The sequence below is a fragment of the Trinickia symbiotica genome (assembly GCF_002934455.1).
GTDB lineage: Bacteria > Pseudomonadota > Gammaproteobacteria > Burkholderiales > Burkholderiaceae > Trinickia > Trinickia symbiotica.
Window position 1 is genome coordinate 13,491 of sequence record NZ_PTIR01000031.1, and the last position, 25,916, is coordinate 39,406.

The 25,916-nt window shown below is 60.7% G+C and carries 21 protein-coding genes; 14 read left to right on the top strand and 7 right to left on the bottom strand.

Annotation, left to right across the window (positions count from 1 at the left end):
- Window positions 1-6: 6 nt before the first annotated feature.
- A complete protein-coding gene (locus B0G57_RS28625) occupies window positions 7-891 on the bottom strand; it encodes a Kdo hydroxylase family protein (RefSeq protein ID WP_018442312.1) in 885 nt (294 codons plus the stop codon).
- An 18-nt stretch (window positions 892-909) separates the two neighbouring features.
- Complete coding sequence (waaC, locus tag B0G57_RS28630) at window positions 910-1,905, bottom strand: lipopolysaccharide heptosyltransferase I (RefSeq protein ID WP_026229976.1); 996 nt, start codon at window positions 1,903-1,905, stop codon at window positions 910-912.
- A 283-nt stretch (window positions 1,906-2,188) separates the two neighbouring features.
- Here waaC and B0G57_RS28635 point away from each other — a divergent pair, with 283 nt between their 5' ends.
- Window positions 2,189-3,241 carry a DUF2242 domain-containing protein gene (locus B0G57_RS28635; protein ID WP_020566381.1) on the top strand — a complete coding sequence of 351 codons (1,053 nt, stop codon included), beginning with the start codon at window positions 2,189-2,191 and terminating at the stop codon, window positions 3,239-3,241.
- A 13-nt stretch (window positions 3,242-3,254) separates the two neighbouring features.
- Here the strand turns inward: B0G57_RS28635 and B0G57_RS28640 are convergent, their stop codons facing one another.
- The gene (locus tag B0G57_RS28640) at window positions 3,255-4,649 is read right to left on the bottom strand and encodes a phosphomannomutase/phosphoglucomutase (protein ID WP_018442315.1); all 1,395 of its coding nucleotides are present in this window, start codon (window positions 4,647-4,649) and stop codon (window positions 3,255-3,257) included.
- Window positions 4,650-5,002: 353 nt separating this feature from the next.
- Here B0G57_RS28640 and B0G57_RS28645 point away from each other — a divergent pair, with 353 nt between their 5' ends.
- The 7 genes from B0G57_RS28645 to B0G57_RS28675 all read left to right on the top strand — a co-directional run bounded on the left by B0G57_RS28645 (window position 5,003) and on the right by B0G57_RS28675 (window position 12,481).
- On the top strand, window positions 5,003-6,265 hold the full coding sequence (locus tag B0G57_RS28645; RefSeq protein WP_018442316.1) for an oligosaccharide flippase family protein: 1,263 nt from the start codon (window positions 5,003-5,005) through the stop codon (window positions 6,263-6,265).
- Window positions 6,262-7,092 (top strand): glycosyltransferase, encoded by an 831-nt coding sequence (locus B0G57_RS28650; protein ID WP_018442317.1) that lies wholly within the window; start codon window positions 6,262-6,264, stop codon window positions 7,090-7,092. The genes B0G57_RS28645 and B0G57_RS28650 overlap by 4 nt, the downstream gene beginning before the upstream one ends.
- 4 nt (window positions 7,093-7,096) lie before the next feature.
- Window positions 7,097-8,236 carry a glycosyltransferase family 4 protein gene (locus tag B0G57_RS28655; protein WP_018442318.1) on the top strand — a complete coding sequence of 380 codons (1,140 nt, stop codon included), beginning with the start codon at window positions 7,097-7,099 and terminating at the stop codon, window positions 8,234-8,236.
- An 18-nt stretch (window positions 8,237-8,254) separates the two neighbouring features.
- Window positions 8,255-9,277, top strand: a complete 1,023-nt coding sequence (galE, locus tag B0G57_RS28660; RefSeq protein WP_018442319.1) for a UDP-glucose 4-epimerase GalE — start codon at window positions 8,255-8,257, stop codon at window positions 9,275-9,277.
- Between the two features lie 54 nt (window positions 9,278-9,331).
- Window positions 9,332-9,622 (top strand): HigA family addiction module antitoxin, encoded by a 291-nt coding sequence (locus tag B0G57_RS28665; protein WP_026229977.1) that lies wholly within the window; start codon window positions 9,332-9,334, stop codon window positions 9,620-9,622.
- Window positions 9,623-10,196: 574 nt separating this feature from the next.
- Complete coding sequence (locus B0G57_RS28670; protein WP_018442321.1) at window positions 10,197-11,060, top strand: glycosyltransferase family 17 protein; 864 nt, start codon at window positions 10,197-10,199, stop codon at window positions 11,058-11,060.
- Between the two features lie 71 nt (window positions 11,061-11,131).
- On the top strand, window positions 11,132-12,481 hold the full coding sequence (locus tag B0G57_RS28675) for an O-antigen ligase family protein (protein WP_018442322.1): 1,350 nt from the start codon (window positions 11,132-11,134) through the stop codon (window positions 12,479-12,481).
- A 394-nt stretch (window positions 12,482-12,875) separates the two neighbouring features.
- On the opposite strand, the gene B0G57_RS31025 is transcribed toward B0G57_RS28675, so the two are convergent.
- The gene (locus B0G57_RS31025) at window positions 12,876-13,787 is read right to left on the bottom strand and encodes a hypothetical protein (protein WP_146013341.1); all 912 of its coding nucleotides are present in this window, start codon (window positions 13,785-13,787) and stop codon (window positions 12,876-12,878) included.
- 184 nt (window positions 13,788-13,971) lie between these two features.
- Here B0G57_RS31025 and B0G57_RS28685 point away from each other — a divergent pair, with 184 nt between their 5' ends.
- The 4 genes from B0G57_RS28685 (at window position 13,972) to B0G57_RS28700 (ending at window position 18,781) form a co-directional block, all read left to right on the top strand.
- On the top strand, window positions 13,972-15,078 hold the full coding sequence (locus B0G57_RS28685) for an MraY family glycosyltransferase (RefSeq protein WP_018442324.1): 1,107 nt from the start codon (window positions 13,972-13,974) through the stop codon (window positions 15,076-15,078).
- 11 nt (window positions 15,079-15,089) lie between these two features.
- Window positions 15,090-15,494 carry a GtrA family protein gene (locus tag B0G57_RS28690; protein ID WP_018442325.1) on the top strand — a complete coding sequence of 135 codons (405 nt, stop codon included), beginning with the start codon at window positions 15,090-15,092 and terminating at the stop codon, window positions 15,492-15,494.
- A gap of 121 nt (window positions 15,495-15,615) precedes the next feature.
- Window positions 15,616-16,602, top strand: coding sequence for a glycosyltransferase (locus B0G57_RS28695; protein ID WP_018442326.1), 987 nt, complete (start codon window positions 15,616-15,618; stop codon window positions 16,600-16,602).
- A 115-nt stretch (window positions 16,603-16,717) separates the two neighbouring features.
- On the top strand, window positions 16,718-18,781 hold the full coding sequence (locus B0G57_RS28700; protein WP_018442327.1) for a DUF7024 domain-containing protein: 2,064 nt from the start codon (window positions 16,718-16,720) through the stop codon (window positions 18,779-18,781).
- A gap of 72 nt (window positions 18,782-18,853) precedes the next feature.
- Here B0G57_RS28700 and B0G57_RS28705 read toward each other — a convergent pair whose 3' ends face one another.
- From B0G57_RS28705 to B0G57_RS28715, 3 genes are all read right to left on the bottom strand, one after another.
- On the bottom strand, window positions 18,854-19,717 hold the full coding sequence (locus tag B0G57_RS28705) for an MraY family glycosyltransferase (protein ID WP_018442328.1): 864 nt from the start codon (window positions 19,715-19,717) through the stop codon (window positions 18,854-18,856).
- Window positions 19,718-19,851: 134 nt separating this feature from the next.
- Window positions 19,852-20,817, bottom strand: a complete 966-nt coding sequence (locus tag B0G57_RS28710; RefSeq protein ID WP_051090086.1) for an NAD-dependent epimerase/dehydratase family protein — start codon at window positions 20,815-20,817, stop codon at window positions 19,852-19,854.
- Between the two features lie 46 nt (window positions 20,818-20,863).
- Window positions 20,864-22,753, bottom strand: coding sequence for a polysaccharide biosynthesis protein (locus B0G57_RS28715; RefSeq protein WP_026229980.1), 1,890 nt, complete (start codon window positions 22,751-22,753; stop codon window positions 20,864-20,866).
- A 1,320-nt stretch (window positions 22,754-24,073) separates the two neighbouring features.
- On the opposite strand from B0G57_RS28715, the gene rfbF reads away from it, so the two are divergent.
- A complete protein-coding gene (gene rfbF, locus B0G57_RS28725) occupies window positions 24,074-24,844 on the top strand; it encodes a glucose-1-phosphate cytidylyltransferase (protein WP_020566384.1) in 771 nt (256 codons plus the stop codon).
- The gene (gene rfbG, locus B0G57_RS28730; protein WP_020566385.1) at window positions 24,844-25,914 is read left to right on the top strand and encodes a CDP-glucose 4,6-dehydratase; all 1,071 of its coding nucleotides are present in this window, start codon (window positions 24,844-24,846) and stop codon (window positions 25,912-25,914) included. Before rfbF ends, rfbG begins: the two co-directional genes overlap by 1 nt.
- Window positions 25,915-25,916: the final 2 nt, after the last annotated feature.

Consider the following 25,916-nt stretch of genomic DNA (forward strand, 5'->3'; position numbering starts at 1 on the left):
CGATCCTCAAACCAGCGCCCGTCCCGTGAGCCGCTCCAGGATGCCAAGCGGCGCACACTCGGGCTCGGCCATCGCACGCACCGGCAGAAAAAAGGTCTGCTCGAGCATGAATTGACCTGACATCGCCGCATGCGAAGTCTGATCCGAGAAGCAAATCCAGACGCTTCCCGGCGGAAACGGCATCGTTTGCTGCGGGCTCGACTTCTGGTAGTCGAGGTCGGCCTTCATGGAATCGTGCAGATGAAGCATCAGATGGTCGTACTCGCTGCGGCGCGACTTCGTGATGTGAAGCTGTTCGAGCAGCCACGCCGTGCCCGGGAGCTGCGGCTTGATGCGCGGCAAGAAACGCTTGGCCATCTGCTCGAACGGCTCGCCGACGCGCCACACACGCGGCGTGCCATGCGGATTGATGTTTGCGAACACGCGCAGAATCCGCTCGCCGCGATTCGGCCGGGAGGGAAAAGCATCGACATGCAGGCGGCTATCGTCCTTGCGCCAGGAGGTATGGCGCGTCTCGACCTGCATGAGGCGCAGGCTCGTCGGCGCCGCTCGAAGCTTGCCGCGGTACTCGGGGAAGAGACCGTCGACGAGCGAAAGCGCACGGTCCTGGTAGCGTGTGACCAGCGCGCGCACGGCCGATTGCCTGTCCGCATCGCCGATCACGCCGCGCAACGCGCCGCCCTTCGGCTCGAGGCTGATGTTCTTGCGCTCTGGATCCGCGAGCGCCGGATCGAGGAGTGCCGCCTCGCCGCCTTCGATGGCAAACCGCAGGTTCGGAAAATAAAGCACCTTGCCGCGCTCCAGCGCCGCAAGCAGCGTCTCACGACGGACCGAGAGCGCTTGCCCTTGCCAATCGCCCGCGGCAACTTCGATGATTTGCGATTCGTTCATGTCCGATTGAGCGCCGTCCTAGAGCAGGCCGAATCCGGCGAGCGCGGACTTCACCTGTTGCAGACTGGGCGACGCGCCACCCTCGCCGAGATTGATTACGTTAGGCGACCAATAGCCGCCCGTGCGCCACGCGGTCGCGAAATTGTACAACTCGATCGTCGGACGTTTCAGCGCCGCGGCGATATGGACGAGCCCCGTATCGACGCCGACGGTGGCCGCGGCCCCATCGAGCAAACCGACGACGGCCGGCAACGAGAGCCGCGGCGGCACGATCGCGGCAGCGCCGAACTCCTTGGCGAGCCGTTCGCTCGTCGCGCGCTCGGCCTCGTTGCCCCATGGCAGCACGAGCGAAGCGCCGCGCGCGACGAGCGCACGACCGAGCTCGATCCACGCGGATTCGGGCCATTGCTTATCGGCGCGCGAAGTCGCATGAACGAACGCGACGTAAGGCACCGGAAGATTCAAGCCGAGCTCGGAGATCGCAAGCGCCGCCCGCGAGGTAGTGAAGCCGAAGTCGATATCGTCTTCGGGCGTGGGCGGCGGCAAATCGAGCGCCGCCGCGACGAGTTGCCGCGTACGCTCGACGACATGCGTGCGCGGGGCAATGGGCACTCGCCGATCGTAAAAGAAGCGCACGGGCCATTCATAGCCGGCGCCATCGGTCCGATTGCCGAGACCGACGAGCGGCCCGCGCGCCCAGCTCGCGACCCAAGCCGTCTTGATGAGGCCCTGACAATCGATCACGAGGTCGTAATGCTCGCCTGCGAAATCGCGGCGAAACGTCGCAATCTCGCGCCATGTCGCGGGCGACAGCAGCCGCTTGCGCCAGCGCCGCAGCGAAAACGGAATCGCGCGATGGACGCCCGTAACGAGCTGCACGAGATCGGCAAAGCTCTCTTCGACGAGCCAATCGATTTGCACGCCTGGATAACGCCGCCGGATATCCGCGACGGCCGGCATGTTGTGGACGACGTCGCCCAGCGACGACACTCGGACGATCAGTATCTTTTGCACAACGAAAGAAAAAAGAAAGGTACGCAACGCGGCGGCAGAACCGCCGAGAGCGGAGAAGTCCAACCGCTGCGCGAAAATTCGCAAGAACGCGCGGGAATCAGTCCAAGCGCGCGATTCTACCCTGCTTGAGGCGTTTTTCCGCGCTTCAGGGCTGCATCACACGCAAACGCACCCCTTTTTGTGTCGATGCGAACGCCTCAATGTTCGCCGGCCAATCCCTTTACAATGCTCGTCGCCGTCATCGCGTCGCAGACGCGAATGCATCAGAAACGTCTAACGAAATATGCAGAAACTCTATCGATCCTCCCTTTTGCGCGTGACGCTGCCGCTTGCGGCAGCTGTTGCGCTGGGGGCGCTCGCCGCGTGCTCGAGTACCAAGCCGCCGTCGCCCCAGCAGGAATTCTTCGAGACGGGCTCGAGCCCGTTCTCGCGCACGTTCAACGCGAACAGCACGCAGACCTGCGAGGCCGCGCGCCGCGCGCTGCTGAACCAGGGCTATCTCGCCACGGCGACGCGCCCCGACACGATCGACGCCACGCGTGACTTCCAACCGAACGGCGACAAGCACATCACCGTCGAGTTTCACGTGGTCTGTACGCCCGGCGACGACCCGGAGAGTACGAGCATCGTCTACGCAAACGCCGTGCAAAGCGGCTACGCGCTGAAGAAAAGCGATACGTCGGCGAGCGTCGGCTTCAGCCTGCTCGGCTCGGTTTCGCTCCCGATCCGTTCGAGCAGCGATTCGATGGTGAAAGTGTCGAGCGAGACGATCAAGGCGGGCACGTTCTACAAGCAGTTCTTCGAGTACGTCGACCACTACCTGCACGCGGCGCCGAAGGCGCTGCGCGTCGCGCCTACGCCGATTAAGGAGGCACAATTGCCCGGCGGTCCCGCCGCGGCGGCAACGCCTCCGGCAAGCCCTGCGGCGGCCCCCGCCACGCCGGCGGTCGCTGCGGCAGCCTCGCAGCCGGCGGTCGCCGCGCCCGCGACGCATTCGGCAGTCACGGCGCCACCCGCAACGCAGCCAACGGCAACAGCGCCGGAGACGAAGGCCGCTCCAGCGGCAACCGCGCAGCAAGCGACGATGGCGTCTGCAAGCGCAGCAGCGGCAGCCGTAGCGGCACCCGCGCCGCTATCGACGCCGACAACGCCGCCCGCAACGGCTGTGGCGGCCGCTACCGTGACGACAGCGGCGGCCACGGCTCCCGCGTTGCCCACGCTTACGGCTCAGCCGGTCAGCTCGACCAAGCTGTCCGACCCGGCGCAGCCGGCGGCAAACCCGGCGGCGGCACCTGAGCCAGCCTCCGCCGCCGCGCCGGCCACGACCACGCCGTAACCGGCGACCGCCCTCAGAAGGGCAGCTTCGCGTCAGGCTTCGCCGCGAGAATCACGCGGCGGAAGTCTTCCTGGATCCGCTTGAGCGCGTCCGCGCTATCGGCCTCGAAGCGCATGACCACGACCGGCGTCGTATTCGACGAGCGGGCAAGACCGAAGCCGTCCGGATACTCGACGCGCAGGCCGTCGATCGTGATGACGTCGTCCGCGCCCGTAAAGCGCGCTTCTTTCTGCATCTTGGCGATCAGCGCGAAGTTCTCGCCTTCCTCGAGCTTCAATTGCAGCTCGGGCGTGGAGAGCGAATTCGGCAGATCGTTGAGCGTCTTGCTCGGGTCTTTCTCACGCGAGAGGAGCTCGAGTAGCCGGGCGCCCGTATAAAGACCGTCGTCGAAGCCGTACCAGCGGTCCTTGAAGAAGACGTGGCCGCTCATTTCGCCGGCGATCGGCGCGCCCGTTTCGCGCAGCTTCGCCTTGACGAGCGAGTGCCCCGTCTTCCACATCAGCGGCTCGCCGCCTTGATCACGAACCCATTTTGCGAGATTGCGCGTGCACTTCACGTCGTAAATGACCTTCGCGCCGCGATTGCGCGAAAGGATCTCGCTCGCGAAAAGCATGAGCTGACGATCGGGGTAGATGATCTCCCCGTCTTTCGTGACGACGCCGAGACGATCGCCGTCGCCGTCGAACGCGAAGCCGATCTCGGCATCCGTTTCCTTCAGCGCGCGAATGACGTCTTGCAGATTCTCGGGATGCGCCGGGTCCGGGTGATGGTTCGGAAACGTGCCGTCGATCTCCGTGAAGAGCTCGACGAGCTCGCAGCCGAGCGCCTTGAAAAGACGCGGCGCCAAGCCGCCCGCCACGCCGTTGCCCGTATCGACGACGAGCTTCATCGGCCTCGCGAGTTTCACGTCGCCGACGATGCGTTCAATGTACTTGTCCGCGATGTCATACTCGAAATAGCCGCCGTCGCCGGCGCTGAAGTCGCCATCGACGATACGCTTATGGAGCGCCTGAATCTGCTCGCCATAGATTGCGGCACCGCGCAGCACCATCTTGAACCCGTTGTAGTCCGGCGGGTTGTGACTGCCTGTCACGACGATGCACGAATCGACCGAGCGCTCACCGCCGGGAAGCGCGAGCGGCACGCTTGCGGCGAAGTAACCGACCGGCGTCGGCACCATGCCGATGTCGACGACATCGACGCCCGCCGAGCGCAACCCGTCAGCCAGCGCCGCCGACAACGACGGGCCGGACAGACGCCCATCGCGCCCGATGACGACGGCATCGCCGCCCTGAGCGCGAATCTCGCTGCCGAACGCGCGGCCGATCAGACGGGCACCATCGATATCGAGCGTCTTGCCGACCACGCCTCGGATGTCATACGCCTTGAAGATAGATTGCGAAATCATGGATAGGCTCACTCTTGGCTACTCAATAAAAAATTCGGATCGACCTGCGGCAAGCGTAGCGTCCTTCAGAAAAAAGAAACGTAAAAGACGCCCAAGCCAAGTACAGTACGGCGGCCAACGCACCGGCCACCGGCTTCGGCCGCACCGCCGCCGCACGCGAGTGCGCAGGATTTCCCACATATAATTGCCGTTTTTCGACTGACGCACGACGCGCCCATTTTAATGCCAAGACGTTTCCCCGCCGGACATTCGTTAGCCGACGCCGTCTTTCCGGCTCCATCCGCCGTGCGGGCCGGGTTCGACGGAGCGGGCGCCACGTCGAAGCGGCGAGCAAAATTCCTGCCGCGCGCCGCATGCTGAAACGCCTTGCCAATCCGGACGTCGCCAAAGCCGCCGCGAACATCGTCTGGCTCGGGCTCGAACGGCTCACGCAGATTGCCGTCGCGATCGCCATCAGCGGCCTGCTGGCGCGCTACTTCGGCCCCGACGTCTTCGGCAAATGGCAATACGCCAACACGCTGCTACTCGTGCTCGCCCCCATCACATGGGTCTGCGGAGCCGAAATTCTCGTCCCGACGATCGTACACCGCCCGCCCTCTGAACTCGGCGTCGTGCTCGGCAGCGCGTTCGTGCTGCGAATGACCGTCTCCGCGCTCGCGCTCGCCGCCACGTGGATCGGCATCGCCGCGGGCGCCACCGATCCGCTCGTCGGCGCGATGCTGGCCGGCCTCGCCGTCACGATGCTGTTCCGAGAGCCGTTCATCGGCGTCATCAACTCGTGGCTGCAAAGCATGACCTACAGCAAGCCACAGCTCATGACAAGCATTGCAACCGCGCTCGTGAAGGCCGGGCTCGTGTATCTGTTCGTCCGCGTCGCCATCGCACCGGCAGGCTTCGGCTGGCTCTGGGCGGCGGAAGCCGCCGTGATCGGCGGTGTGCTCGTGCTTTACTACATGCGCCGCCACGGCGGCACGCTTGGATGGCGTGTCGAACGGCCGCTCTTGCGCCACTTCGCGAGCGCCGGCACCGTGTTCTGGGCCGGCCTTATCTGCATGTACCTGTTTCTGAAGCTCGACAGGCTCATGCTCGAGCGGGCGATCTCGTTCGCCGATCTCGGCCGCTACTCGGCCGCCCAGCAGATCAACGAGAACTGGATCGCACTCGGGCTCATGTTGGCCCAGACGATCGCGCCGGCCTTCGTCTATCGCGTGCAGGACTTGCGGCATCTGCTGCGCAACGTACGGCGGCTCATTGTTTTGGCGGCGGCGTTGATGGCCGTTGGCGCCTCCGTGCTCGACCTCCTCGCGAGCTTTATCATTACGCGCGTGTTCGGCCCTGACTACGAGGGTGCGATATCGATCTTCCGCTGGTGCGTGTGGCTCTCGGTGCCGGCCGGGGTCGAGGCCATCGGCAACCTCGTCGTGCTCAAGTATCAAGCGAAGTACGTACTCCTCGCGAAGTGGGTGCTCGCGCTCGCCGTAGCGTTTGCCGTCAATCTCGTCGCCATTCCTCGCATCGGCTCGTACGGTGCGTTGGCGGGCCTCGCCGCGGGCTATCTCGCCGCCGCGGCCGTGAACCTTTACTACATCCGCTTGAAGTTGCAGTTGCGCACATGACGACGCTCGAGGCCCGCGCCACCCCGCACAATTCGCTCGCCGACGTGACCGTGCTCATGCCTGCGTACAACGCTCAGGCCGATGTCGAGCGCACGCTCGCGTCGTTCGACGAGCCTGCGACCGTGCGCGTCATCATCGTCGACGACGGCAGTGTGCCGCCCATCGTCGCACCGGAGCTGCCGAACGTTGCCGTCGATATCCTGCGCATGCCGAAGAACGGCGGCATCGAACGCGCGCTGGAAGCGGGCATCGAGGCACTCGCCGCGCGCGGATGCAAGTACGCGGCGCGAATCGATGCGGGCGATCTTGCGGCGCCGGGACGCCTCTTCAAGCAGCGCGCCTACCTCGAAGCACACCCGAACGTAGCCGGCGTCGGGATGTGGACTCAGGTCGTATCGCTCGAAGGCAAGCCGCTTTTCCTGTTGAAACCGGCGGCGGCCCCGGAGGACGTACGTCGTCTTAGGTTTTTTCGGACGCAGCTCGTGCATCCCGCGATGATGCTGCGCGTGGATGCCGTGCGCGCAGTCGGAAGCTATCGTGCGACCTACAAGGCCGCCGAAGACCTCGACCTCTTCGTGCGGCTTATGGAGCGTTATGACTGCGCGAATCTACCTGAGCTCGGCCTTTACTACGAGATCAACGAAGGCGGCATCAGCGCGACGAAGCGCCGCCGTCAAGTCGTCTCGACACTGAAGCTGCAACTGCGCTACTTCAGCGCGCTCAACGTCTACGACTGGCTAGGACTCCTGAAGAATCTTCTGCACCTCGTGACACCCTACACGCTGCTGCAACGAATGAAGGCGGCACTCTTCGCGAAACGAGCCTGAACCGATGAACGCATCGAACCGCCCTCTTTCGGTATGCCTCGTCTGCAACACGGCGTGGGCCATTTACACCTATCGGCATGGTTTGATTCGAACCCTCGTCGGCAAAGGCGCGACGATCACCGTCATCGCGCCGCGCGACAGGACGTTTGCGCTGCTCGAAGAAATGGGCTGCCACTGCATCGACCTCTTCGTCGCATCGAAGGGCACGAATCCGCGCGACGACTTGCGCACGCTCTCCGAGCTCTATCGGCATTACAGAAAAGTCGCCCCCGACGTCGTCTTTCACTACACGATCAAGCCGAACATCTATGGATCGGTTGCCGCGTGGCTCGCACGCGTGCCGTCGATCGCGGTGACGACGGGGCTCGGCTACGTCTTTATTCAGAAGAGCCACGCGGCTGTCGTAGCGAAAGCGCTTTACCGATTCGCATTCCGATTCCCGCGTGAGGTTTGGTTCCTCAACCGTGACGACGAAGCCGCGTTCATCGACGCGCGGCTGCTCGCGCACCCCGAGCGCGCGCGACTATTGAACGGCGAAGGCGTCGATCTCGATCATTTCGCCTTCACGCCGCTGCCGCGGAAACAGAACTTTACATTTATCCTTATCGGGCGCTTGCTTTGGGATAAAGGGGTCGGCGAATATGTCGACGCGGCGCGCGCGCTGCGCGCTCGACACCCGCAGGCTCGCTTCCAGTTGCTCGGGCCGACGGGTGTCGACAACCCGAGCGCCATCACGCTCGAAGAAGTCCGCGCGTGGGAGCATGAAGGCATTGTCGAATACCTTGGCGAGGCGCACGATGTTCGCGCGCACATCGCGAATGCGGATTGCGTCGTGCTGCCCTCGTACCGCGAAGGCGTGCCTAGGACGTTGATGGAGGCGTCGTCGATGGGCCGGCCCATCGTCGCGACAGACGTACCGGGTTGTCGCGATGTCGTCGATGACTGCGAGACCGGGCTGCTCTGCGAGGCGCGCAATGCCGCGAGTCTTGCGGAGAAGCTCGAGCAAATGATGGCGATGAGCCATGACGATCGGAGCGCGATGGGAGAGCGAGGTCGCGTAAAAGTCGCCGCCGAATTCGACGAAGCGGCTGTCGTGGCGCGATACTTGAAGACGTTGAACGAACTCACCGGCGTATCACTTTGATTTCGAGGGAGCACGGCGATGGCGAACAATGGCACGATTCTGGTCACGGGCGGCGCGGGGTTCATCGGCTCACATACCGCGGTGGAATTGCTCGACAGCGGCTACGACGTGGTGATCGTCGACAATCTCGTCAACAGCAAGCGCGAGGCCGTTCGGCGGATCGAGAAGATCGCGGGGCGCAGCGTCGCTTTCTATGAAGCGGACGTGCGCGATACCGTTGCGCTCGAACGCATTTTCAGCGCGCATCCGATCGAGGCGGCTATCCATTTCGCGGCGTTGAAAGCCGTCGGCGAATCTGTTGCGAAGCCGGTCGACTATTATCGGAACAATCTGGATGGCTTGCTCGTGCTGCTCGACGCGATGCGTGCGCACGACGTGAAGCGTTTTGTGTTCAGCTCGTCGGCAACCGTGTACGGCGTGCCTGAGCGCTCGCCGATCGACGAGTCGTTCCCGCTGTCAGCCACGAATCCGTATGGGCAAACGAAGCTGATGTCGGAGCAGATTCTGCGCGACGTTGAGCGCGCCGATCCGTCGTGGCGCATTGCCATCTTGCGGTACTTCAATCCGGTGGGGGCGCATGAGAGCGGGCTCATCGGCGAAGATCCGGCCGGTATTCCCAATAATCTGATGCCTTATGTCGCTCAGGTGGCGGTCGGGAAGCTCGAGAAGCTGCGCGTGTTCGGCAGCGACTACGAAACGCCCGATGGCACCGGCGTGCGCGACTATATCCATGTCGTGGACCTCGCGCGCGGGCATACCGCGGCCCTCGATGCGCTGAAGAAGCGCGATGCTAGCCTCACGGTCAATCTCGGTACAGGCCGTGGGTATTCCGTGCTCGAGATCGTGCGGGCGTTCGAGGCGGCCTCGGGGCGCCCCGTTCCCTATGAGCTCGTCGCACGGCGGCCCGGGGATGTCGCGTCTTGTTTCGCGAGCACGACGGAAGCGGAAAAGCTGTTGGGCTGGCGCGCGGAGCATGGGATCGAACGCATGTGCGTCGATCACTGGCGGTGGCAGTCGATGAATCCGGATGGGTTTGCTTGAGTGGTTAGCGTGATCGGTGCGCAATGGCCCGGTCGGCGCCACTAGGGAGTTTTTATGACATCAATGCACAACCCCGCGCACCCCGGTTTGGTGTTACGCGAATACCTCGGTGATCTGAGCGTCACAACGGTTGCCGAGCGTCTCGGCGTCACGCGCGCTGCGCTATCGCGAATTTTGAACGGGCACGCCGGCATTTCATCGGAGATGGCCGTCTTGCTGGGCGAAGCGCTAGGCACGTCAGCGGAAATGTGGGCGATCATGCAAGCGCGCTACGACCTGTGGCAAGCCAAGCAAAAACCGCATCGCAAGATCGACACTTTCCCCGAGCTTTTGCACGCGGCTTAGCGGGCGCCGAGTAGCGCAACACACAACCGTCAGAAGGCCATCGCCGGTGGCTCATTGGCTGGCGACTCGCGGTCGTCCTGGCGCTCGATGCGCGCCCGCCAGGACCCTCCATAGCAGCGTACGCCATATACGGCATCGCCAAGCGGACCCGTCAGTGGCCATCCCCAACCGCAGGCCAGCGCCGTACGGAATAGATCGCCTGTCGCAATTTCGCTACGCTGCCAAATGCGGGCAAAGGCGTGCTGTATACTAATAGTAAGAATGAGTGCCTTGCACCATATACGTCCGGCAAACGGGGAAGTCCATATGGACAAAAACAAATATTCGACTACCGACCAACTGCTCAATCAGAGCCAGTTAATCCGCAAGACCCACTGTAGTCGGCATTAGCGCTCCGCGGAGTTCGCGCTCGATGAACTGAGGCGTGCGCGTCACCCTCGGTCAGCGCGAATTCGATGTGCGCCTGCCGCACGATTCCCTTACCTGCACTGCTGCGCCCGCGATGAGCGCTGGCATCCGCCTGTGCGTCCTCGATTCGCCCGCCCGAATCTGTGTTCTTGAGTGTTTTTAAAAAATGACTAAAAAGACGCTGCCCAAGGTCTACGACTGCTTCTGTTATTTCAACGAAGACATGTTGTTGGAACTCAGGATGGAGATGCTGTGGGATCACGTCGATTACTTCGTCATCGCGGAATCTCGCTACACGCAGGTCGGGGCCCCGAAGCCGCTGAATTTCGACATGAAGCGATTCGAGCGCTTCAAGGACAAGATTCGCTACCTCGAGGTCGATCACCTGCCGCCCGGCCCGCCCGATCACTGGAAGAATGAGAACTACCAGCGCAGCTACCTGATCAACGGACTCCACGACGCGGCCCCCGACGATCTGATCCTCGTGTCCGATCTCGACGAGATTCCGCGCCCCGAGTGTATTCGCCTCTACGATCCGCGCCGCTACCTGCGCGGCGACTTCCACCAGTATTGCTACGCCTACTTCCTCAACAACCGGCTGCTCGATGGCGGTGGGTACGCGGACTGGATCGGCACGCGGATCACGACCTTCCGTCACCTCAAGCAATTCTTCGGCAACGTCAATGCCGTTCGCTCGTACAAGTCGTCCGGGCTCTTGCGTTCGCTCAAGCGCGCGTGGTTTCGCCGGTTCGGCGTGCAGCATGTGCTCGACGCAGGCTGGCATTTCTCCTGGGTGACCAGCCCCGACAAGATGGTCCTGAAGATGAAGAGCGTCGCGGACCAAAAGTTCATGAAGCCTGAGTTCCACGATATCGCCTTCATCGAAAGCAGGATCCGCTCGGGTTTCGACGTGCTCGATCGGCCGCTGCGTTACGCGCCGCAGCCTATAGAAGAACCTCAGTTCCCGCCGCAGATCGCTGCCGCTCGCGACAAGTACTCGACATGGCTGCTCGATCCTGTCGAGACCTGAAAGCGGTGCCACCGCCCCGAACATGCCCTTAGAATACCGCCAGACAAAAATTCTCCGGGCCGATATCCCACATGATGAAAAAGTGCATTGCACGCTACGTCGGGCAGACCGGCGCCCCTTGGCTCGACGCGTATGTTCTCGCGGTCACGGCAATGAGCATCGTCGGCCTCCTGTCGCTGCGCGCTACGACCAACACGTGCCTGTTCCTGCTGCTAGTGCCGGCTCTCGCGGCAACGGGCAAGATGTGGCGCGACGCGCGTGAGCGTGGCCCGGATCCGATGCTGCGGTGGATGTGCATCGCGCTCGCGCTCCCGATCGTCTCGGTGCTGATCGGGCAAGTGCTGCGGGGCGAGTGGATTCCGAAGGCATACGACGCACCGTCGCGCATACTGATCTCCATCGGCGTGCTGTTGTACTTCCGCTACAAGCGAATCGACTTCGTCGGTCTTATTCGCGTCGCGGCTCCTCTCTCGCTGCTGATCCTCGTCGCAGAGATAAAGCTCGATCCGCAGCCGACCGCGCTCTGGGGAGGTCGTTTCGCGACTTACTTCGCCGACACTGATATGTTCGGCGTCTATGCGTTGCTCCTGGCAATGCTGAGCCTGTTCGGCATTGGGCCGGACCAGTCGCGGCTCGCACGCGCACTGTCGATCGCGGGCATTTTGGCGGGCCTGTATCTCGTCGCTGGCTCGCAAACCCGCACCGCGTACCTGCTGGTCCCGCTCGCCGCGGCTCTATGGCTATGGCTGAAGCGTCCGTCGATTCGCCGGAAGCATTTCGTCGCGCTCATCGCGCTTGGCATCGCCCTGCTCGCAGTCACCCTGATCTGGCATGACGTCCTGTCGGTACGGCTCGTCAGTGTCTACCGCGAAACCGAAATGTGGCTGAACGGCTCCAACCGCGATACGTCCGGCGGGCTGCGGCTCACAATGTGGCACATGGCGTGGGAGCTGTTTCGGCATAGCCCTTGGTCTGGGTATGGCGACACCGGGTTTCGCGCTTTTCTCGATGAACCGTGGATTACCTCTTTCGCGAGCGAAGCTGCACGGCAGACCATTTACGACGGCCCGCATAACGAACTGCTTGCGAACATGCTGCGCTCAGGCATCGCGGGCGGCATCGCCATCGTGGCGCTTTTCGCGGCGCCAATCGTCACATTTTGGCGTGCGCGCCAGTACGGCCCGCGCGCGCGCATCGCGGCAGACATGGGACTTGCATTTGTGATTTGCTTGATGTTCGCGAGCGTTGCGTTCGAAACCTTCACGCTGAAATATACGGCAACGTTCAATGGCCTCCTGATCGCGGGCCTCGCCGGCCAGGTGCTCGCCGAGCGGGCAAAGGCCGGCCGTACTGCCGGGCGGACAAGGCCCAACGAAAAAGCGCTCGAGTTGGCTACGGGCGCATTGAAAAGCGCCGCCTGAGTTGCTTCGAGAAATTGGCATTGGCGCTCGGCCCGGTCCGGGCGCTTTAAACAATTGCATCACCTCGGCTGTGCTTCGACGGGTCTTCGCTTAGAATTCGGAGGCAAGTTTCGTTTTTCTTTACATTAAGAATAACGCGACAGCCGGAGGCCCGCGCCGAGAGGATGCAGTTAGCGATAATGCTTGCGTCGGCCGTCACAGAAATTTAACGATACGTAAAAAAGCCGTCGCCCGGCGGCTTAGCGCATCGAGTATCCTCCATCGCATCGTGCCACCGCCCGGATGCAAAACCCGTGCGAATGGGTCGATGTGAGCTTGCATCTTTTCGTAAGGCAGGGGCAAGGTGGCTACACTTTTATCGGCGGACGACGACGAGCTACAGGACATTCTCGAATCAGGAATTGCGGCGACGAGAACCTTGGCTGACACAGCGACGCTGATCGTCGTGCTGGGCATGCACCGTAGTGGAACGAGCGTCATCATCCGCGCGATGAATACGATGGGTGCAGAGCTCGGCGACAACCTTGGCAACGCGGTAGCCGGCGAAAACGACAAGGGGTTTTTCGAGGATCTCGATATCGTCGATATCAACGAAGGCGTTCTCGCGGCCGCAGGCGCGAAATGGCATACGCTGGCGCCGATCGACTTCGGCAGGATCGAGCTCGAGAAGCTCAACACACTGCGGGCAAAGGCAGTATCCGCGTTGCGTGAGAAGTGCGGTAATCGGATCTTCGCCCTCAAGGATCCCCGTCTTTCGCGGCTGCTGCCTTTCTGGCAGCCCGTATTTGATCAGCTGGGCCTGCGCGTCGCCTATGTCATTGCCGTTCGCAATCCCATCAGCGTCGGCCGGTCTCTGCAAAAGCGAGACCACTTCCCATTGGACCGGTCCTATTTGCTTTGGCTCAATCACATGGTCCCGGCGCTTCAGGCGACGCGCGATAGGCTTCGTGTAATCGTCGAATACGACAAGCTCGTCGATTCTCCGCACGGCGAGTTGCTCAGGATTGCCGAACATCTCGGGCTGGAGCTCGATATTGACCGTGCGAGCGCCTTCGAACGCGACTTTCTCGACAAGGGTCTTCAGCATTGGCGTTTCGAAGCGAGCGACCTTGAAGGCATCCATTCGGCGCCCCACGAAGTACGCGAACTGTTTTTGGCGTTGCGCTCGACGAGTCGTTCCGATGGGGAACAGCAGCCATCCGCACTCGATACGGCTGTTGCGAACGCGCAGCGCCACCTCGACGAGGTCGTGCGGGGGAAATCCCATGACCGGACAAACGATAAATTTACATCGGTATTCGAGCATCTGGCGGCGCCGTTCCGAGCGTTGCGCCGCCGACTATCATCGTGAGAGGCAGTGGCTGCGAGAGCCGATCAAATCGCTCGGGTAAAGAAGGGCAATACGAAGCCGTGTAGAGGCGCTGGACCGAGCGGATGGCGGGGCGAGCCCAGTCTGTATAATTCGCCACTTACCTCTCACGCCCCGCGTCATGCTCAGTTTCGCGCTCGGTTTTCTCGTCTCGCTCTTCGTCACGTTGTTGATCGTGCGCTATGCGCATCTTCATGAGCGGTTTTCGACCGACAGCGATCTGGCCGGCGTTCAGAAATTTCATGTGCGGCCAGTGCCTCGAGTTGGCGGTGTCGGGATCGTGATTGGGCTTGTCGCTTCGACGCTGGAGCTACTCGGCCCTTACCCTGCAGTGTCGCGCGGTATTCTTGCGCTGATCGCCTGCGGCATCCCGGCCTTCGCTTCGGGGCTCATCGAAGACGTCACCAAGCGAGTTTCGCCGACCGTACGGCTCGTCGCGACGATGGGTGCCGCGGCTCTCGCCTACTTCACGTTGCATATCGCCGTGATCCGCATAAGTGTCCCGCCACTCGATTTCCTGCTTTCGTACGCGGCCATTTCGTGCATCGTGACAGTGCTCGCTGTAGCGGCGCTCGCCAACGCGGTCAACATCATCGACGGTTTCAACGGTCTCGCTTCGATGGTCGCGATGATGATGTTCGCGTCGCTGGCCTATGTGGCCTTCCGCCTCTCGGACCCGATCGTGCTTTCCGCGTCGCTGATCATGATGGGCGCCGTGCTCGGCTTTTTCATCTGGAATTTTCCGGCTGGGCTGATCTTCCTTGGCGATGGCGGTGCTTATTTCATCGGGTTCATGCTTGCGGAGCTCGCGATCCTGCTCGTCATGCGGCATCGCGAAGTGTCGGCCTGGTATCCCGTACTGCTTTTTGTGTATCCGATCTTCGAAACCTGCTTTTCCATCTATCGGAAGAAGTTCGTGCGCGGCATGTCTCCAGGCATTCCCGATGGAGTACATCTGCACATGCTCGTCTATAAGCGGCTCATGCGCTGGGCCGTGGGGGCGAAAACCGCGCATGAGATCACACGAAGGAATTCGCTTACCTCGCCGTATCTGTGGCTGCTCTGTTTGATCGGCGTGATTCCCGCCACACTGTTTTGGCAACATACAGTGCATCTGTTCGCGTTCGTCGTTCTCTTTGCGGCGACCTACGTGTGGCTCTATGTCAGCATCGTACGGTTCAGGTCGCCAAAGTGGCTGGTGTTTCGGCGCGGCCGGACCCGGCACTGAAGAGGATTGAGATGCGACGCGAACTGACCCGTTTTGCCGTTGCCGGCACCCTCGGCTTCATCGTCGATGCTGGCGTGCTCTACATCGCGCTTTGGGCCGGCTTGGGGTACTACGCGGGCCGCGCCGTTTCGTTTCTGTGTGCAGTGTGGACGACATGGCAGTTCAACCGCCGGTTCACCTTCACACCGTCGAAGAGCCAATCCCTGCTCGCCGAGTGGGGGCGGTATCTCGTTGCAATGTCGGCCGGTGGTTGCGCGAACTATGCTTCCTATAGCGCAGTTGTCACTCTACTCAAGCCCACGTCATGGCTGCCGCTATTTGCCATCGCCGTCGGATCCATTGTAGGGCTGATGCTTAATTTCGTTTCGGCGAAATGGTGGGTCTTCAAGAAGACAACAGTTGAACCAGATCGCTGAATGAGACGCCTAGCCGCGTTTTGCTACGTGTAGTAATCGTGCTGTAAAATCGCGCGCTCGCCGCTCACTGACTGACATACCGTTGCCGATCGACCGGTAGCGTTCGTTTAACGACGACAACATGCGCACGCCAACCATTGCAGTTCTGATACCTTGCTACAACGAAGCGGGAGCAATCCAGGCAGTCGTTCGAGATTTTCGGACGGCGCTTCCCCAAGCCGCGATCTACGTCTACGACAATAATTCAACCGACCAGACGGCAGAGCTCGCGCGCGAAGCAGGTGCGGTCGTTCGCACAGAAGTCCAACAAGGCAAGGGAAGCGTGGTCCGCCGAATGTTTCGGGACATTGAAGCCGACTTCTACATGATGGTGGATGGCGATGGCACTTATGATGCCAGCGTCGCACGCTCGATGTTGCAATTGGCCATTGGCGGTCCGTATGACCTCGTCAACTGCATCCGGCAAGCGACGGAAGAAGCCGCGTATCGAGGCGGTCACAAGTTCGGTAACTTCATGCTCACCGGCGTCGTTCGCCGCATCTTCGGTGATCGAGTACAGGACATGCTATCGGGTTACAAGGTGTTCTCTAGGCGCTTTGTCAAGTCGTTCCCCGCCCTCTCGCACGGCTTCGACGTTGAAACCGAGCTGACGGTACACGCCCTGGAGCTGTCGATGCCCGTCGCGCACATCGACGGCCCATATCGAGGCAGAGTGGAAGGGTCGGCGAGCAAATTGCGCACATACCGTGACGGTTGGCGAATCTTGATGCTCATCTTCAAGCTGGTTCGTCATGAGCGACCGATGTTCTTCTTCAGCGCGATCGCCGCGCTTCTTGCGGCATGCTCGTTAGGATTGCTGGCGCCTGTAGTGGAAGAGTACGTGCAAACGGGATTGGTACCAAGACTCCCCACAGCAATCCTGTCCATGGGCACGATGATGATGGCGTGCCTAAGTTTCGTGACGGGCACTATGCTCGATACGGTAACGCGTGGCCGTCGCGAGACCCGCATGCTGGCCTATCTCCAGCACCCGGCCTTCTTTGCGGTATCCGAGGAGACCGCACGCGCAGAGGCAAGCATGTCTTACTCGTCGGTGCGTCCGTCTTGACTAGCTCGTTGCTCTACTCGGTCAGCGCACAGCGGCTATGTCTTGCGAGGAGCCCCCATCAGCGCTACGCCGCGCCTGGCAACCGGCGCGTCCTACCCCTTGACCAAGCGCACTCATGGGAATTGTGAAACGTCTCCTTTCGTCGATCCGCGTTGACCGAATCGGCGTCTCCGTGATCGCCATTTTGACGCTGTTTCTGCTTTTACGAAACACCGGACCATACCCCACAATAATGGGCGACGAATGGCATTACAGTGCGTTCAGCAGACTTATTAATCTCCGCTCGTCCCCGGACCCTGATTATCTTTACCTCGCATTATTTCGCGTGGCCACTCGTTGCGGTGACGGCTACCTTCAGTGCGCTCGACTTGTCAATATCGCTTGGTTGTTGGTGGGCGCGGGGTTCCTCTATCTGTTCGCAAGACAGTTCCTATCGAAGGTTCCCGCGATGCTGATAGCGATCATCGCGATCGCGTCACCATTCAACGCCTACACCGTCTACTTCATGCCGGAATCCATGTATTTCGCCGGCTTCTGGGCGCTCGCGTGGTTTCTCATACGGCACTACAGAGATGGAGTCTCGTACTACAGCATCGGCGCAGGACTCCTGCTTGCCGCGCTTTCGCTCGTTAAGCCTCATGCCCTGTTTCTTCTCCCGGGTTTCGTCGTCTTTATCGCATACCAAGGCTATGCAACCAACGCCGAGCGGTTCTTAACCAAGGCAGCTATCACAGGCGGATCGTTCGTAATCACCGCGCTTGCCGCGAAGCTTGCCGGCGGCTATCTACTCGCGGGCAGGGCCGGCCTAACCCTGCTCGGCCGTCGGTACACGTCGATGGCCGCTGACTCCGATCATACCCATCGCCTGATACAGACGCTGATGTCGTCCGCGACGGTGCTATGGCATCATTCAATCGCTCTCGCGGTGCTATTCGGCACGCCGTTCTGTATCCTCCTCGGCCGGCTGTTCTCCCGCTCAAGGTGGACGCGCGGGTCGCATAGCGCCATGCTGTCGTTAGAGATCTTGGCTCTTGCGGCAATTGCACCCTTGCTCGCAGTAACCGCTGGCTTCACGGTTATCGCTGTTGGAAGTGGGCCATATGAATCGCTAGTTCGATTGCATATGAGATATTATGATTTTACTTTCCCATTCCTGTTCATTATAGCCGCGTCAGCTTGCTCTTGCGCCGTATCCGTTAAAACGCAGGGTTTCTCAAAGACAATCACCGCGATACTGATCGCCGCGATGGCGCTGTACGCACTGTTTGAACTGAAAGGCCTGTTCATACCAAGTCTCGCTGATGCTCCAGAGCTTTTCGTGCTTACGTATAAGCAATTTTCTTTTCTCGCATTGGGTGCATGCAGCCTTTTATCATTGTTGGTCTGGACGTTCAATGAAAGGAAGGCGGCGAAGCTATTCATCGGCGTTTTCACGCCACTTTTCCTTCTGACCTCGCTTATTTCGGTTTCCAATGAACTGCGACAACGACATCGCGTCGACGACTACGACGCAGCCGGGTTAATCGCACGGCAGCTATTGAGCGACGACGATCGTGAGCGGCTGTTAGTAGCGGGACCGAGCGCGCCCAGCTTACTGCGGACGCTGTTTTATGTCGACGCGCCATCTGCCTCGTACCTGGAATTGAACAGCGGGGACACCTTTAAGGTGAGCGCTGTACCCCCTGACAGGAAATGGCTCTTGGTGATTGGGAGGCATGATGCGCTCGAGAGCGCTGCTGAAGTTTCTGACGCCGGACGATACGCATTGGTGAACCTGGACAACGTCGACTTCTCGAGCGCGCCTTCTGCGCAGACCATCGAGCGAATCGACGGAGTCTCGACGCCGGAGCCGTCGGGGACTTGGTCCATCGGCAGTCAAGTTTCGATTGTGTTCCACCGACCGCTGCCGGCAAAGTTCACCGTACGGCTGACGGCGGCCGCGTTCGGCCCTAATGTGGCTAAGCCTTTCACGGCCAGCGCAGGGCCGCAGACCAAGTCGTTCCGCCTCTCAGCTACTCCAACGACAGTCTCCCTTTCTTTCGAGAATAACGGTAGCCGAACGCTCTCGATCGCCGTGCCTGAGCCGATTTCCGCAAAAGCTCTCGGGCTTGGCGCAGATGAGCGACCTGTCGGGATACGCTTGATAAAGCTGCAGATCGTGCCGGAGAAGATTGACTAGGCGTTGAGCGGTTAGCTATTGGGAAGCCGAACTGTGGTCGGCAACCCGTCCGCGATTTCATCAAAGTATGGCTTATCGAGGTACCGCTGCCCGAGATTTCTGGAATGCATTCCAGCGCAGATCAATGCGGCCACCGACGGCCGCGAGCGTCAGGTACCAAGCGATGACGAGCGCCCACTGGACAATCGGCGACAAGTACATCGCAATCAACGCTATCGCGGAACCGCCCACCATCAGCGAGTAGTAGAACAAGGCAACGCGAACGTGGGAAGCCCCAAGCTGGACGAGGCGCTGGTAGTAGTGCTCACGATGAGCTTCCCATACCCTTTCGCGCCGCGCGAGGCGGCGCAGCAACGTCGCGGTTGCATCAGCAAAAAATGGAGCGAACGCGAGCGCCGGAAACCAGACCGGCCAAGCGCCATGCTGCCATCCCCAAAAGCCCATAGCGCCAGCGAGAAAACCGAGCGGAACTGAGCCGATATCGCCGAGAAAGACTCGCGCAGGATTGAAATTGAGGATGAGAAAACCGAGACCCGCGCCGGCTACAGCGGCCCCAGCGAGGGACAGTTGCGGCTGCGACGGCGCAGCACCGATTGCATAGGTCGCGAACCCAAAAACAGCCATGCCACCAGCCAAACCGTTCGAGCCGTCCATGAAGTTGTAGAGATTCACAATCCATACAACCACAATGACGGCTATGGCGGCAAGCCACGCATCGATATGCACGACGCTTGCCGCCACTGCCGCACCGGCAACAGCGATGTGCGCGATGAATCGTGAACGTGCGGAGAGCCCGCGTCGATCGTCTATCTGCGATACGGCGCCCAGCACGAGCGCACCCAGCGCTATCCAACGCAGGACCGGTGCCCCGATTACGATAAGCAGCAATGCAGCGGGGACCACACCCCATCCCCCCACGCGCGGGATCGGCTTCACATGCAGCGATCTGTGATTGGGGATGTCGATAGCTATCGCATCAGCCCACCCCGTACGCAGCAGAACCAATAGGACTGCAAAGCAAACGGCTGCGGCTATACCGCCGGTCAGGAGCAACGATGGCAGCGCGGTGATCACGGGATGTCAACCCTATGCTTTTCCAGGCCGCGCACCATCTCGGCGAGGCCTTCCGATACCGTCCATGGTGGCACCCAGCCAAGTTCTTCGCGAAGCCTGATCGTCTCCATGCGCAAAGGCCCCGTCAACCGTTCGATCCGCGCTGACTGTCCGAGCAGTTTTCCGGCTGCGCGCAGCCAGGCGATCGGTACAGGCACGATCCGGGCTCGCCGGCCCAGGGCATCTGCGATCGCTTGGATCATTTCTGCAACGCTCAGGTCGTTGCCGTCAGTCACATGAAAGACGCCATCGAGCGCGCCCGCATTCGTCGCCAGCAGGCCGATCGCATCCGCGAGATTACCCACGTAGACCATGCTGCGCCGAGCGACAACCGCGCCGAGCGGTAACGGAATACCCTTTTGAATGGCTTTCGTCAGACTCAAGAAGTTGGCTCGCACCCCTGGCCCATAGACTAGCGGCGGCCGAACGATAACGATTTCCATCCCATTGGCGCGGCCGTACTCGGATAGCGCAATTTCCGCTTCCCTCTTGGATATCCCGTATGGATCGACAGGTACCGGCTGGTCGTCCTCGCGCCAGGGTCGCCCCGGCTCCCCTTCGCCAAGTGCTTTCACGCTACTGACGAACACGAATCGGCGAGCACCGGCATGCAGCGCTGCGCGAGCCGCATTGAGCGCACCGTCCACATTGGCGGCTCGATAGACCGAAAGCGGATCGGCTACGCGGTCGCGCATGACGTGCACACGCGCCGCCAGATGAACGAATACATCGCAGCGACCGAGCTCCGGCTGCCCCGCGGCCAACGAGGCAAAGTTGTCATCGTGTATGAGGAGTTCGATCCAGCGTGGATCATGATTTCCGGAACGGCGTACGAGCGCGATCACATCCTGATGCGCCTCATGGAGCGCGACGCATAACGCGCGACCAACGAAACCGTTGGCACCGCTTACTGCAATACGCATCCGATGCCTCTGCACCGCACTGTCTGGGGAAGCCACGAGCCGCCCCTCAAGAACGGCTCGCCGATATCGCGCGGGAATGCACGCTCTGCAGCAATTGCGCCGACACCGGACGATACTCCGGAACCCAGCGGCGCAGATCGCGCCTGACTTCGTCGTCCGCAACCACGCGATGCTGCATGAGCCACGGGAGGAGTTCGTCGAGCAGGCTGTCCGGTACCTCACGCGCACGAGCGATGCGCAATTTTGGATGAGGTGTACGCGTGGTCGTCTCGTCGTCGGCGAGCAGTTCCTCGTAGAGCTTTTCTCCCGGACGCAGCCCCGAGAATTCGATTCTGATCTGCTCCTCCGTGTATCCGTAAAGACGAATGAGATCCCGCGCTAGATCAACGATTCGCACCGGCTGCCCCATGTCCAGAATAAATATCTCCCCGCCATGGCCCATGCTGGACGCCTGCAAGACCAATTGCGATGCTTCCGGAATCGTCATGAAAAATCTGGTGATTTCCGGGTGCGTCACCGTAACCGGTCCGCCCTTGGCGATTTGCTGCTGGAATTTCGGGATTACGCTGCCAGCGCTCCCCAGTACGTTGCCGAAACGCACCGTCTCGAATTGCGTAACAATGCTCGTCTGCTGCAGGGCCTGGCACGCCATTTCGGCGAGGCGCTTGCTCGCGCCCATTACGTTGGAAGGATTTACCGCCTTATCGGTCGAAATCAGCACGAAGCGCTTCACGCCATGCCGAATCGCAGCGCGCCCGACACGGTAGGTGCCGAGCACGTTGTTTCGGACGGCCTGCCATGCGTTCAGCTCCTCCATCAACGGCACGTGCTTATATGCGGCCGCGTGATAGACAATATGCGGCACATAGCGTGACATGAGCTGGTCTAGCAGCAGTGAATCCTTTGCATCGCCGACAATCGGTACGACCGACAGTTCAGGGAAGCGCTCGCGCAGTTCTTCGGTCAGTCGATAAACGGCAAATTCGGAAAGGTCGAGGGCAACGAGTTGAGCGGGCGCAAACCGTAAGACTTGACGGCATAGCTCCGAACCGATGGAACCGCCGGCGCCAGTCACCATGACAACTCGGCCTCGTAGCAATCCTTCTACGTGCTCAGTATCGATGCTCACCGGTTCCCGGCCAAGGAGGTCTTCGAGATCGATCTGTCTGACTTGCGAGAGCACAGCCTGTCCTGGCACCAGCGTCGTCAAGGCGGGCAGAACCATCGCCCGAACGCCGGCCCGCACGCAGAGTGTCGCGACGCGGCGCTGTGCATCGACCGAAGCGGAAGGCATTGCGATGATTGCGTGATCGATCTTCAATGACGCCGCATAGCGCGGAAGATCTCCAATCGCGCCGAGAACTTTGTAGCCGTAAAGTTCGCGTCCCTGCTTCAGCGGATCATCGTCGAGCAAACCGGCCAGCCGCCACTCTTTGGAACGGGACAGTTCGCGCGCGAGGCTCGCGCCCGCGTTGCCTGCCCCAAGAATGAGGACTGGCTTCCCTTGGGCCATCAACGCGCCGTAGAGGTAGAACTCCTTCGTAGTCCTGTATAGCGCTCGAGCGCCCCCCATGAAAAGCAGCACGAGCAACGGTGACACGACTAGAACCGAGCGCGGCGTGATGGGCATCGGCTGAACCATCAGCGAAGCAATCATCGTGAGCAGAGCGCCTGCCGTCACTGCCTTCGAGATTCGGATGAGGTCAGGCAGGCTTGCGAAGACCCACATGCCCCGATACAGGCCGAAGGTCCGGAACGCGATGCCGTATGCCGGAAGGACCCAGACGAGCGACTTTAGCCCGCCGTGCATGAAATCGAGCGGGACGGAACCGTTGAACCGAATGAAATACGCGGCAAGCCATGCTCCCATAACCGCGCAAAGGTCGAATAGGAACACACAAACGGACAGCCATGAGGCTTTGCGTCGGCGTAGCATCGACGTCACCCTTCAGTTCGACCGCAAACGGTCGTTTGAGAATAGCGGCATCGAACATTCATTGTGGTAGTGCCAGCCCTCTTACGTCGGTGCGGACGCGTAGAACAGATAGGTTTGCGGCCGGCGGGCGCCCGTCACCGGCGACCTCTCTCAGTGGCTCCCGTGCATGTTACGAACACAAACAACCGTCCGGGCGAGCGCACATTATATCGGACTGCACGCCCGTCAAGCCGCCTTTCTCGGAGGCCGCCCCCGGCACTGTTGCGACCCCGATCGTCCCAAGTCGCTGTTGTGCGGACGACGTTAGGAATCGGCGGCCAAGCGGAGCAGGTCACGAGAACCGCATATGCATCGATGAAGGAATCACTCCCGCGGTCGGTCGCCGTTCGCATTGCCTCCTTGGCATTGCGCGCAATGCTGTTGCAAGGCCAAGACGAATAGACGGCCAGAGGCAGCGCATCGCGAACTAGCGACGATCGTTCGAAAAAGGCTCCAAGTGCTGGCGCCCAAGCAAACGTGTATCAAGGAACTCAGCACATTTCTTGGCGTCTTCGCCGGTCCAACCAATAGACGTCCACGATGAGATTGCGGATTGAACTATCGATAATCCGCTTGGGTGCTGTGGTCGCGACCGGTCTGACGTTTGACCGTCCGATGTTTATGCCGTCTCCGCTGCAAAGACCGATGAGTTTCTCAAGCACATCCAATCTTTCGATCGGTATGAGGTAATCTAGCGTGATCTGACTTACATGCTCGTGCTGGAGCATCCAGTGCGGATCCAGGTCACCGGCTCCGGCATGCATCGCGAATTTGATCAACCTCCTCAACCAGAAGTCGAGGCGACGTGCTGATCCTTGCTCGCGCCCTACCGATCATTTAACTCGGTCATGCGACGATGCATGCGCCGGCTGCACTGCTAGGAAATACAGCCAAGCGCCCTCGCTCTGCTCGGCGGGAACAGAGCAGCGTCATTTCCGGGATTGGCAGAACAGGCGAGCCGAGCCTTGGAGCCCCGATCGCATCGGACGTGGCTGAGCAGTTCCCGGGTCGTCCGTCTTGACGCGCGACGACCATGTAGGAAACTCCTGACTACCCCGTAAGGATATTCCGATATACTACGGGATCCTTACCAGACGTTACAATCTGAACGCTCAGCGCCTTTGCCGTTGCTGTAGCGGGACTGCAGCGCGGAACGTTTTCTACTATCGCTGAGTCGCCATGCGACTTTGTCAGGCCGAGCCTAGAGCGCCGCGCAACGCCCGCCTGGGACTGTGCAACTCGCGCGATGAAAGCCCGGACCACCGAACCCATAGGACTCCAATGAAAGTGGTAATTCTTGCAGGCGGACTTGGGACGCGAATCTCGGAAGACACGGTCAATCGGCCGAAACCAATGATCGAGATTGGGGGCAAGCCGATCCTCTGGCACATCATGAAAATCTATTCGGCTTACGGCATCAACGAGTTCGTGATCTGTTGCGGCTACAAGGGCTACATGATCAAAGAGTACTTCGCGAACTATTTTCTGCATATGTCGGATGTGACATTCGATATGCGCAGCAACGAAATGCAAGTTCACCAACGATACGCTGAGCCGTGGAAGGTGACGTTGGTGGATACAGGCGAACTGACGATGACTGGCGGCAGACTGCGCCGCGTGAGAGATTTTGTTAAGAACGACGAAGCGTTTTGCTTCACCTACGGGGACGGTCTCAGCGACATCAATATCACCTCGCTCGTCGAGTACCACAAAGAACGCGGAACGTTAGCAACTCTGAGCGCGACGTATCCGCCCGGTCGCTTTGGGGCGCTCGACATTCGCGACAAGAGGGTCAGCTCTTTCAAGGAAAAGCCGAAAGGTGACGGCGCAATGATAAATGGAGGATTTTTCGTCTTGTCCCCCAAAGTTATCGATCTGATAAACAGCGACGACTGTGTGTGGGAGCGCGAACCGTTAGAGCATCTTGCCAACGATGGCGAGCTGTCCGCTTACGAACATCATGGTTTCTGGCAACCAATGGATACGCTCAGGGACAAGAATCACCTCGAAGAGCTCTGGCAGTCGGGCAGGGCCCCATGGAAAGTGTGGTGATGGCGCAAGAGACATTCTGGCAAGGCAAGAAGGTCTTTGTCACGGGTCATACTGGCTTCAAGGGTAGCTGGCTCACGCTTTGGCTGACTGCAATGGGAGCCCGGGTTACCGGCTTCTCGCTCACTCCTGACACGGCTCCGAACTTATTCGAGCTTGCCCGCGTGGGACACGGCATCGAATCGGTCATCGACGACATTCGCGATCGCCAACGCATCTTGAGTGCCATCGAATCCGCCGCGCCGGAGATTGTGATCCATATGGCGGCCCAACCGCTCGTGCGCGCCTCGTATGTCAACCCTGTAGAAACATACGAAACGAATGTGCTCGGTACCGTCCATCTCCTCGATGCGATCCGGCATGTCAAAGGCGTTCGCTCCGTCGTCATCGTGACGACAGACAAGTGCTATGAAAACCGGGAGTGGGACTGGGGCTACCGCGAGAACGAGCCAATGGGCGGCTACGATCCATATAGCAGCAGTAAGGGCTGTGCTGAGCTCGTCACCGCTGCATATCGCAGCTCTTTCTTCAATCCGTCAACGTACTCGACGCACGGCGTTGCGATCGCAAGCGCACGAGCCGGCAACGTAATCGGCGGCGGCGACTGGTCAGCTGATCGACTCGTTCCGGACATCATGCGCGCCATCACAAACGGCGAGACGGTGAAGATTCGCAATCCTTACGCGGTCCGCCCTTGGCAGCACGTTTTGGAACCCCTGAGCGGCTACCTTATCCTCGCGGAAAGTCTGTACTCTCAAGGAGTTCGCCATGCCGAGGCATGGAATTTCGGCCCCCACGATGCAGACGCACGCCCCGTAGAGGCGATCGTGGGACGCCTTACTTCCCAGTGGGGAGAGAACGCACGGTGGCAGCTTGACGGCGGTGATCATCCCCACGAGGCGACATACCTGAGACTCGATTGCTCGAAAGCACGCGGCCGCCTGGGATGGCGCCCGCGCTGGGATCTCGATCGCGCCCTCGACGAAATCGTCGCTTGGCACAAGGCCGCTGCACGCGGAGAAGATATGCGCGCCGTCACGCTGGCGCAAATCGACGCATACACCCAATCCTGAGC

Coding starts and splice junctions, on each gene's coding strand:
- B0G57_RS28665 (WP_026229977.1), top strand. CDS start 9,332: ATGACATCAATGCACAACCCCGCGCACCCCGGTTTGGTGTTACGCGAA.
- B0G57_RS28685 (WP_018442324.1), top strand. CDS start 13,972: ATGCTCAGTTTCGCGCTCGGTTTTCTCGTCTCGCTCTTCGTCACGTTG.
- B0G57_RS31025 (WP_146013341.1), bottom strand. CDS start 13,787: ATGCTCGAATACCGATGTAAATTTATCGTTTGTCCGGTCATGGGATTT.
- galE (WP_018442319.1), top strand. CDS start 8,255: ATGGCGAACAATGGCACGATTCTGGTCACGGGCGGCGCGGGGTTCATC.
- B0G57_RS28695 (WP_018442326.1), top strand. CDS start 15,616: ATGCGCACGCCAACCATTGCAGTTCTGATACCTTGCTACAACGAAGCG.
- rfbG (WP_020566385.1), top strand. CDS start 24,844: ATGGCGCAAGAGACATTCTGGCAAGGCAAGAAGGTCTTTGTCACGGGT.
- B0G57_RS28715 (WP_026229980.1), bottom strand. CDS start 22,753: ATGCTACGCCGACGCAAAGCCTCATGGCTGTCCGTTTGTGTGTTCCTA.
- B0G57_RS28650 (WP_018442317.1), top strand. CDS start 6,262: ATGACGACGCTCGAGGCCCGCGCCACCCCGCACAATTCGCTCGCCGAC.
- B0G57_RS28670 (WP_018442321.1), top strand. CDS start 10,197: ATGACTAAAAAGACGCTGCCCAAGGTCTACGACTGCTTCTGTTATTTC.
- B0G57_RS28710 (WP_051090086.1), bottom strand. CDS start 20,817: ATGCGTATTGCAGTAAGCGGTGCCAACGGTTTCGTTGGTCGCGCGTTA.
- B0G57_RS28700 (WP_018442327.1), top strand. CDS start 16,718: ATGGGAATTGTGAAACGTCTCCTTTCGTCGATCCGCGTTGACCGAATC.
- B0G57_RS28635 (WP_020566381.1), top strand. CDS start 2,189: ATGCAGAAACTCTATCGATCCTCCCTTTTGCGCGTGACGCTGCCGCTT.
- B0G57_RS28645 (WP_018442316.1), top strand. CDS start 5,003: ATGCTGAAACGCCTTGCCAATCCGGACGTCGCCAAAGCCGCCGCGAAC.
- rfbF (WP_020566384.1), top strand. CDS start 24,074: ATGAAAGTGGTAATTCTTGCAGGCGGACTTGGGACGCGAATCTCGGAA.
- B0G57_RS28655 (WP_018442318.1), top strand. CDS start 7,097: ATGAACGCATCGAACCGCCCTCTTTCGGTATGCCTCGTCTGCAACACG.
- B0G57_RS28675 (WP_018442322.1), top strand. CDS start 11,132: ATGATGAAAAAGTGCATTGCACGCTACGTCGGGCAGACCGGCGCCCCT.
- B0G57_RS28640 (WP_018442315.1), bottom strand. CDS start 4,649: ATGATTTCGCAATCTATCTTCAAGGCGTATGACATCCGAGGCGTGGTC.
- B0G57_RS28625 (WP_018442312.1), bottom strand. CDS start 891: ATGAACGAATCGCAAATCATCGAAGTTGCCGCGGGCGATTGGCAAGGG.
- B0G57_RS28690 (WP_018442325.1), top strand. CDS start 15,090: ATGCGACGCGAACTGACCCGTTTTGCCGTTGCCGGCACCCTCGGCTTC.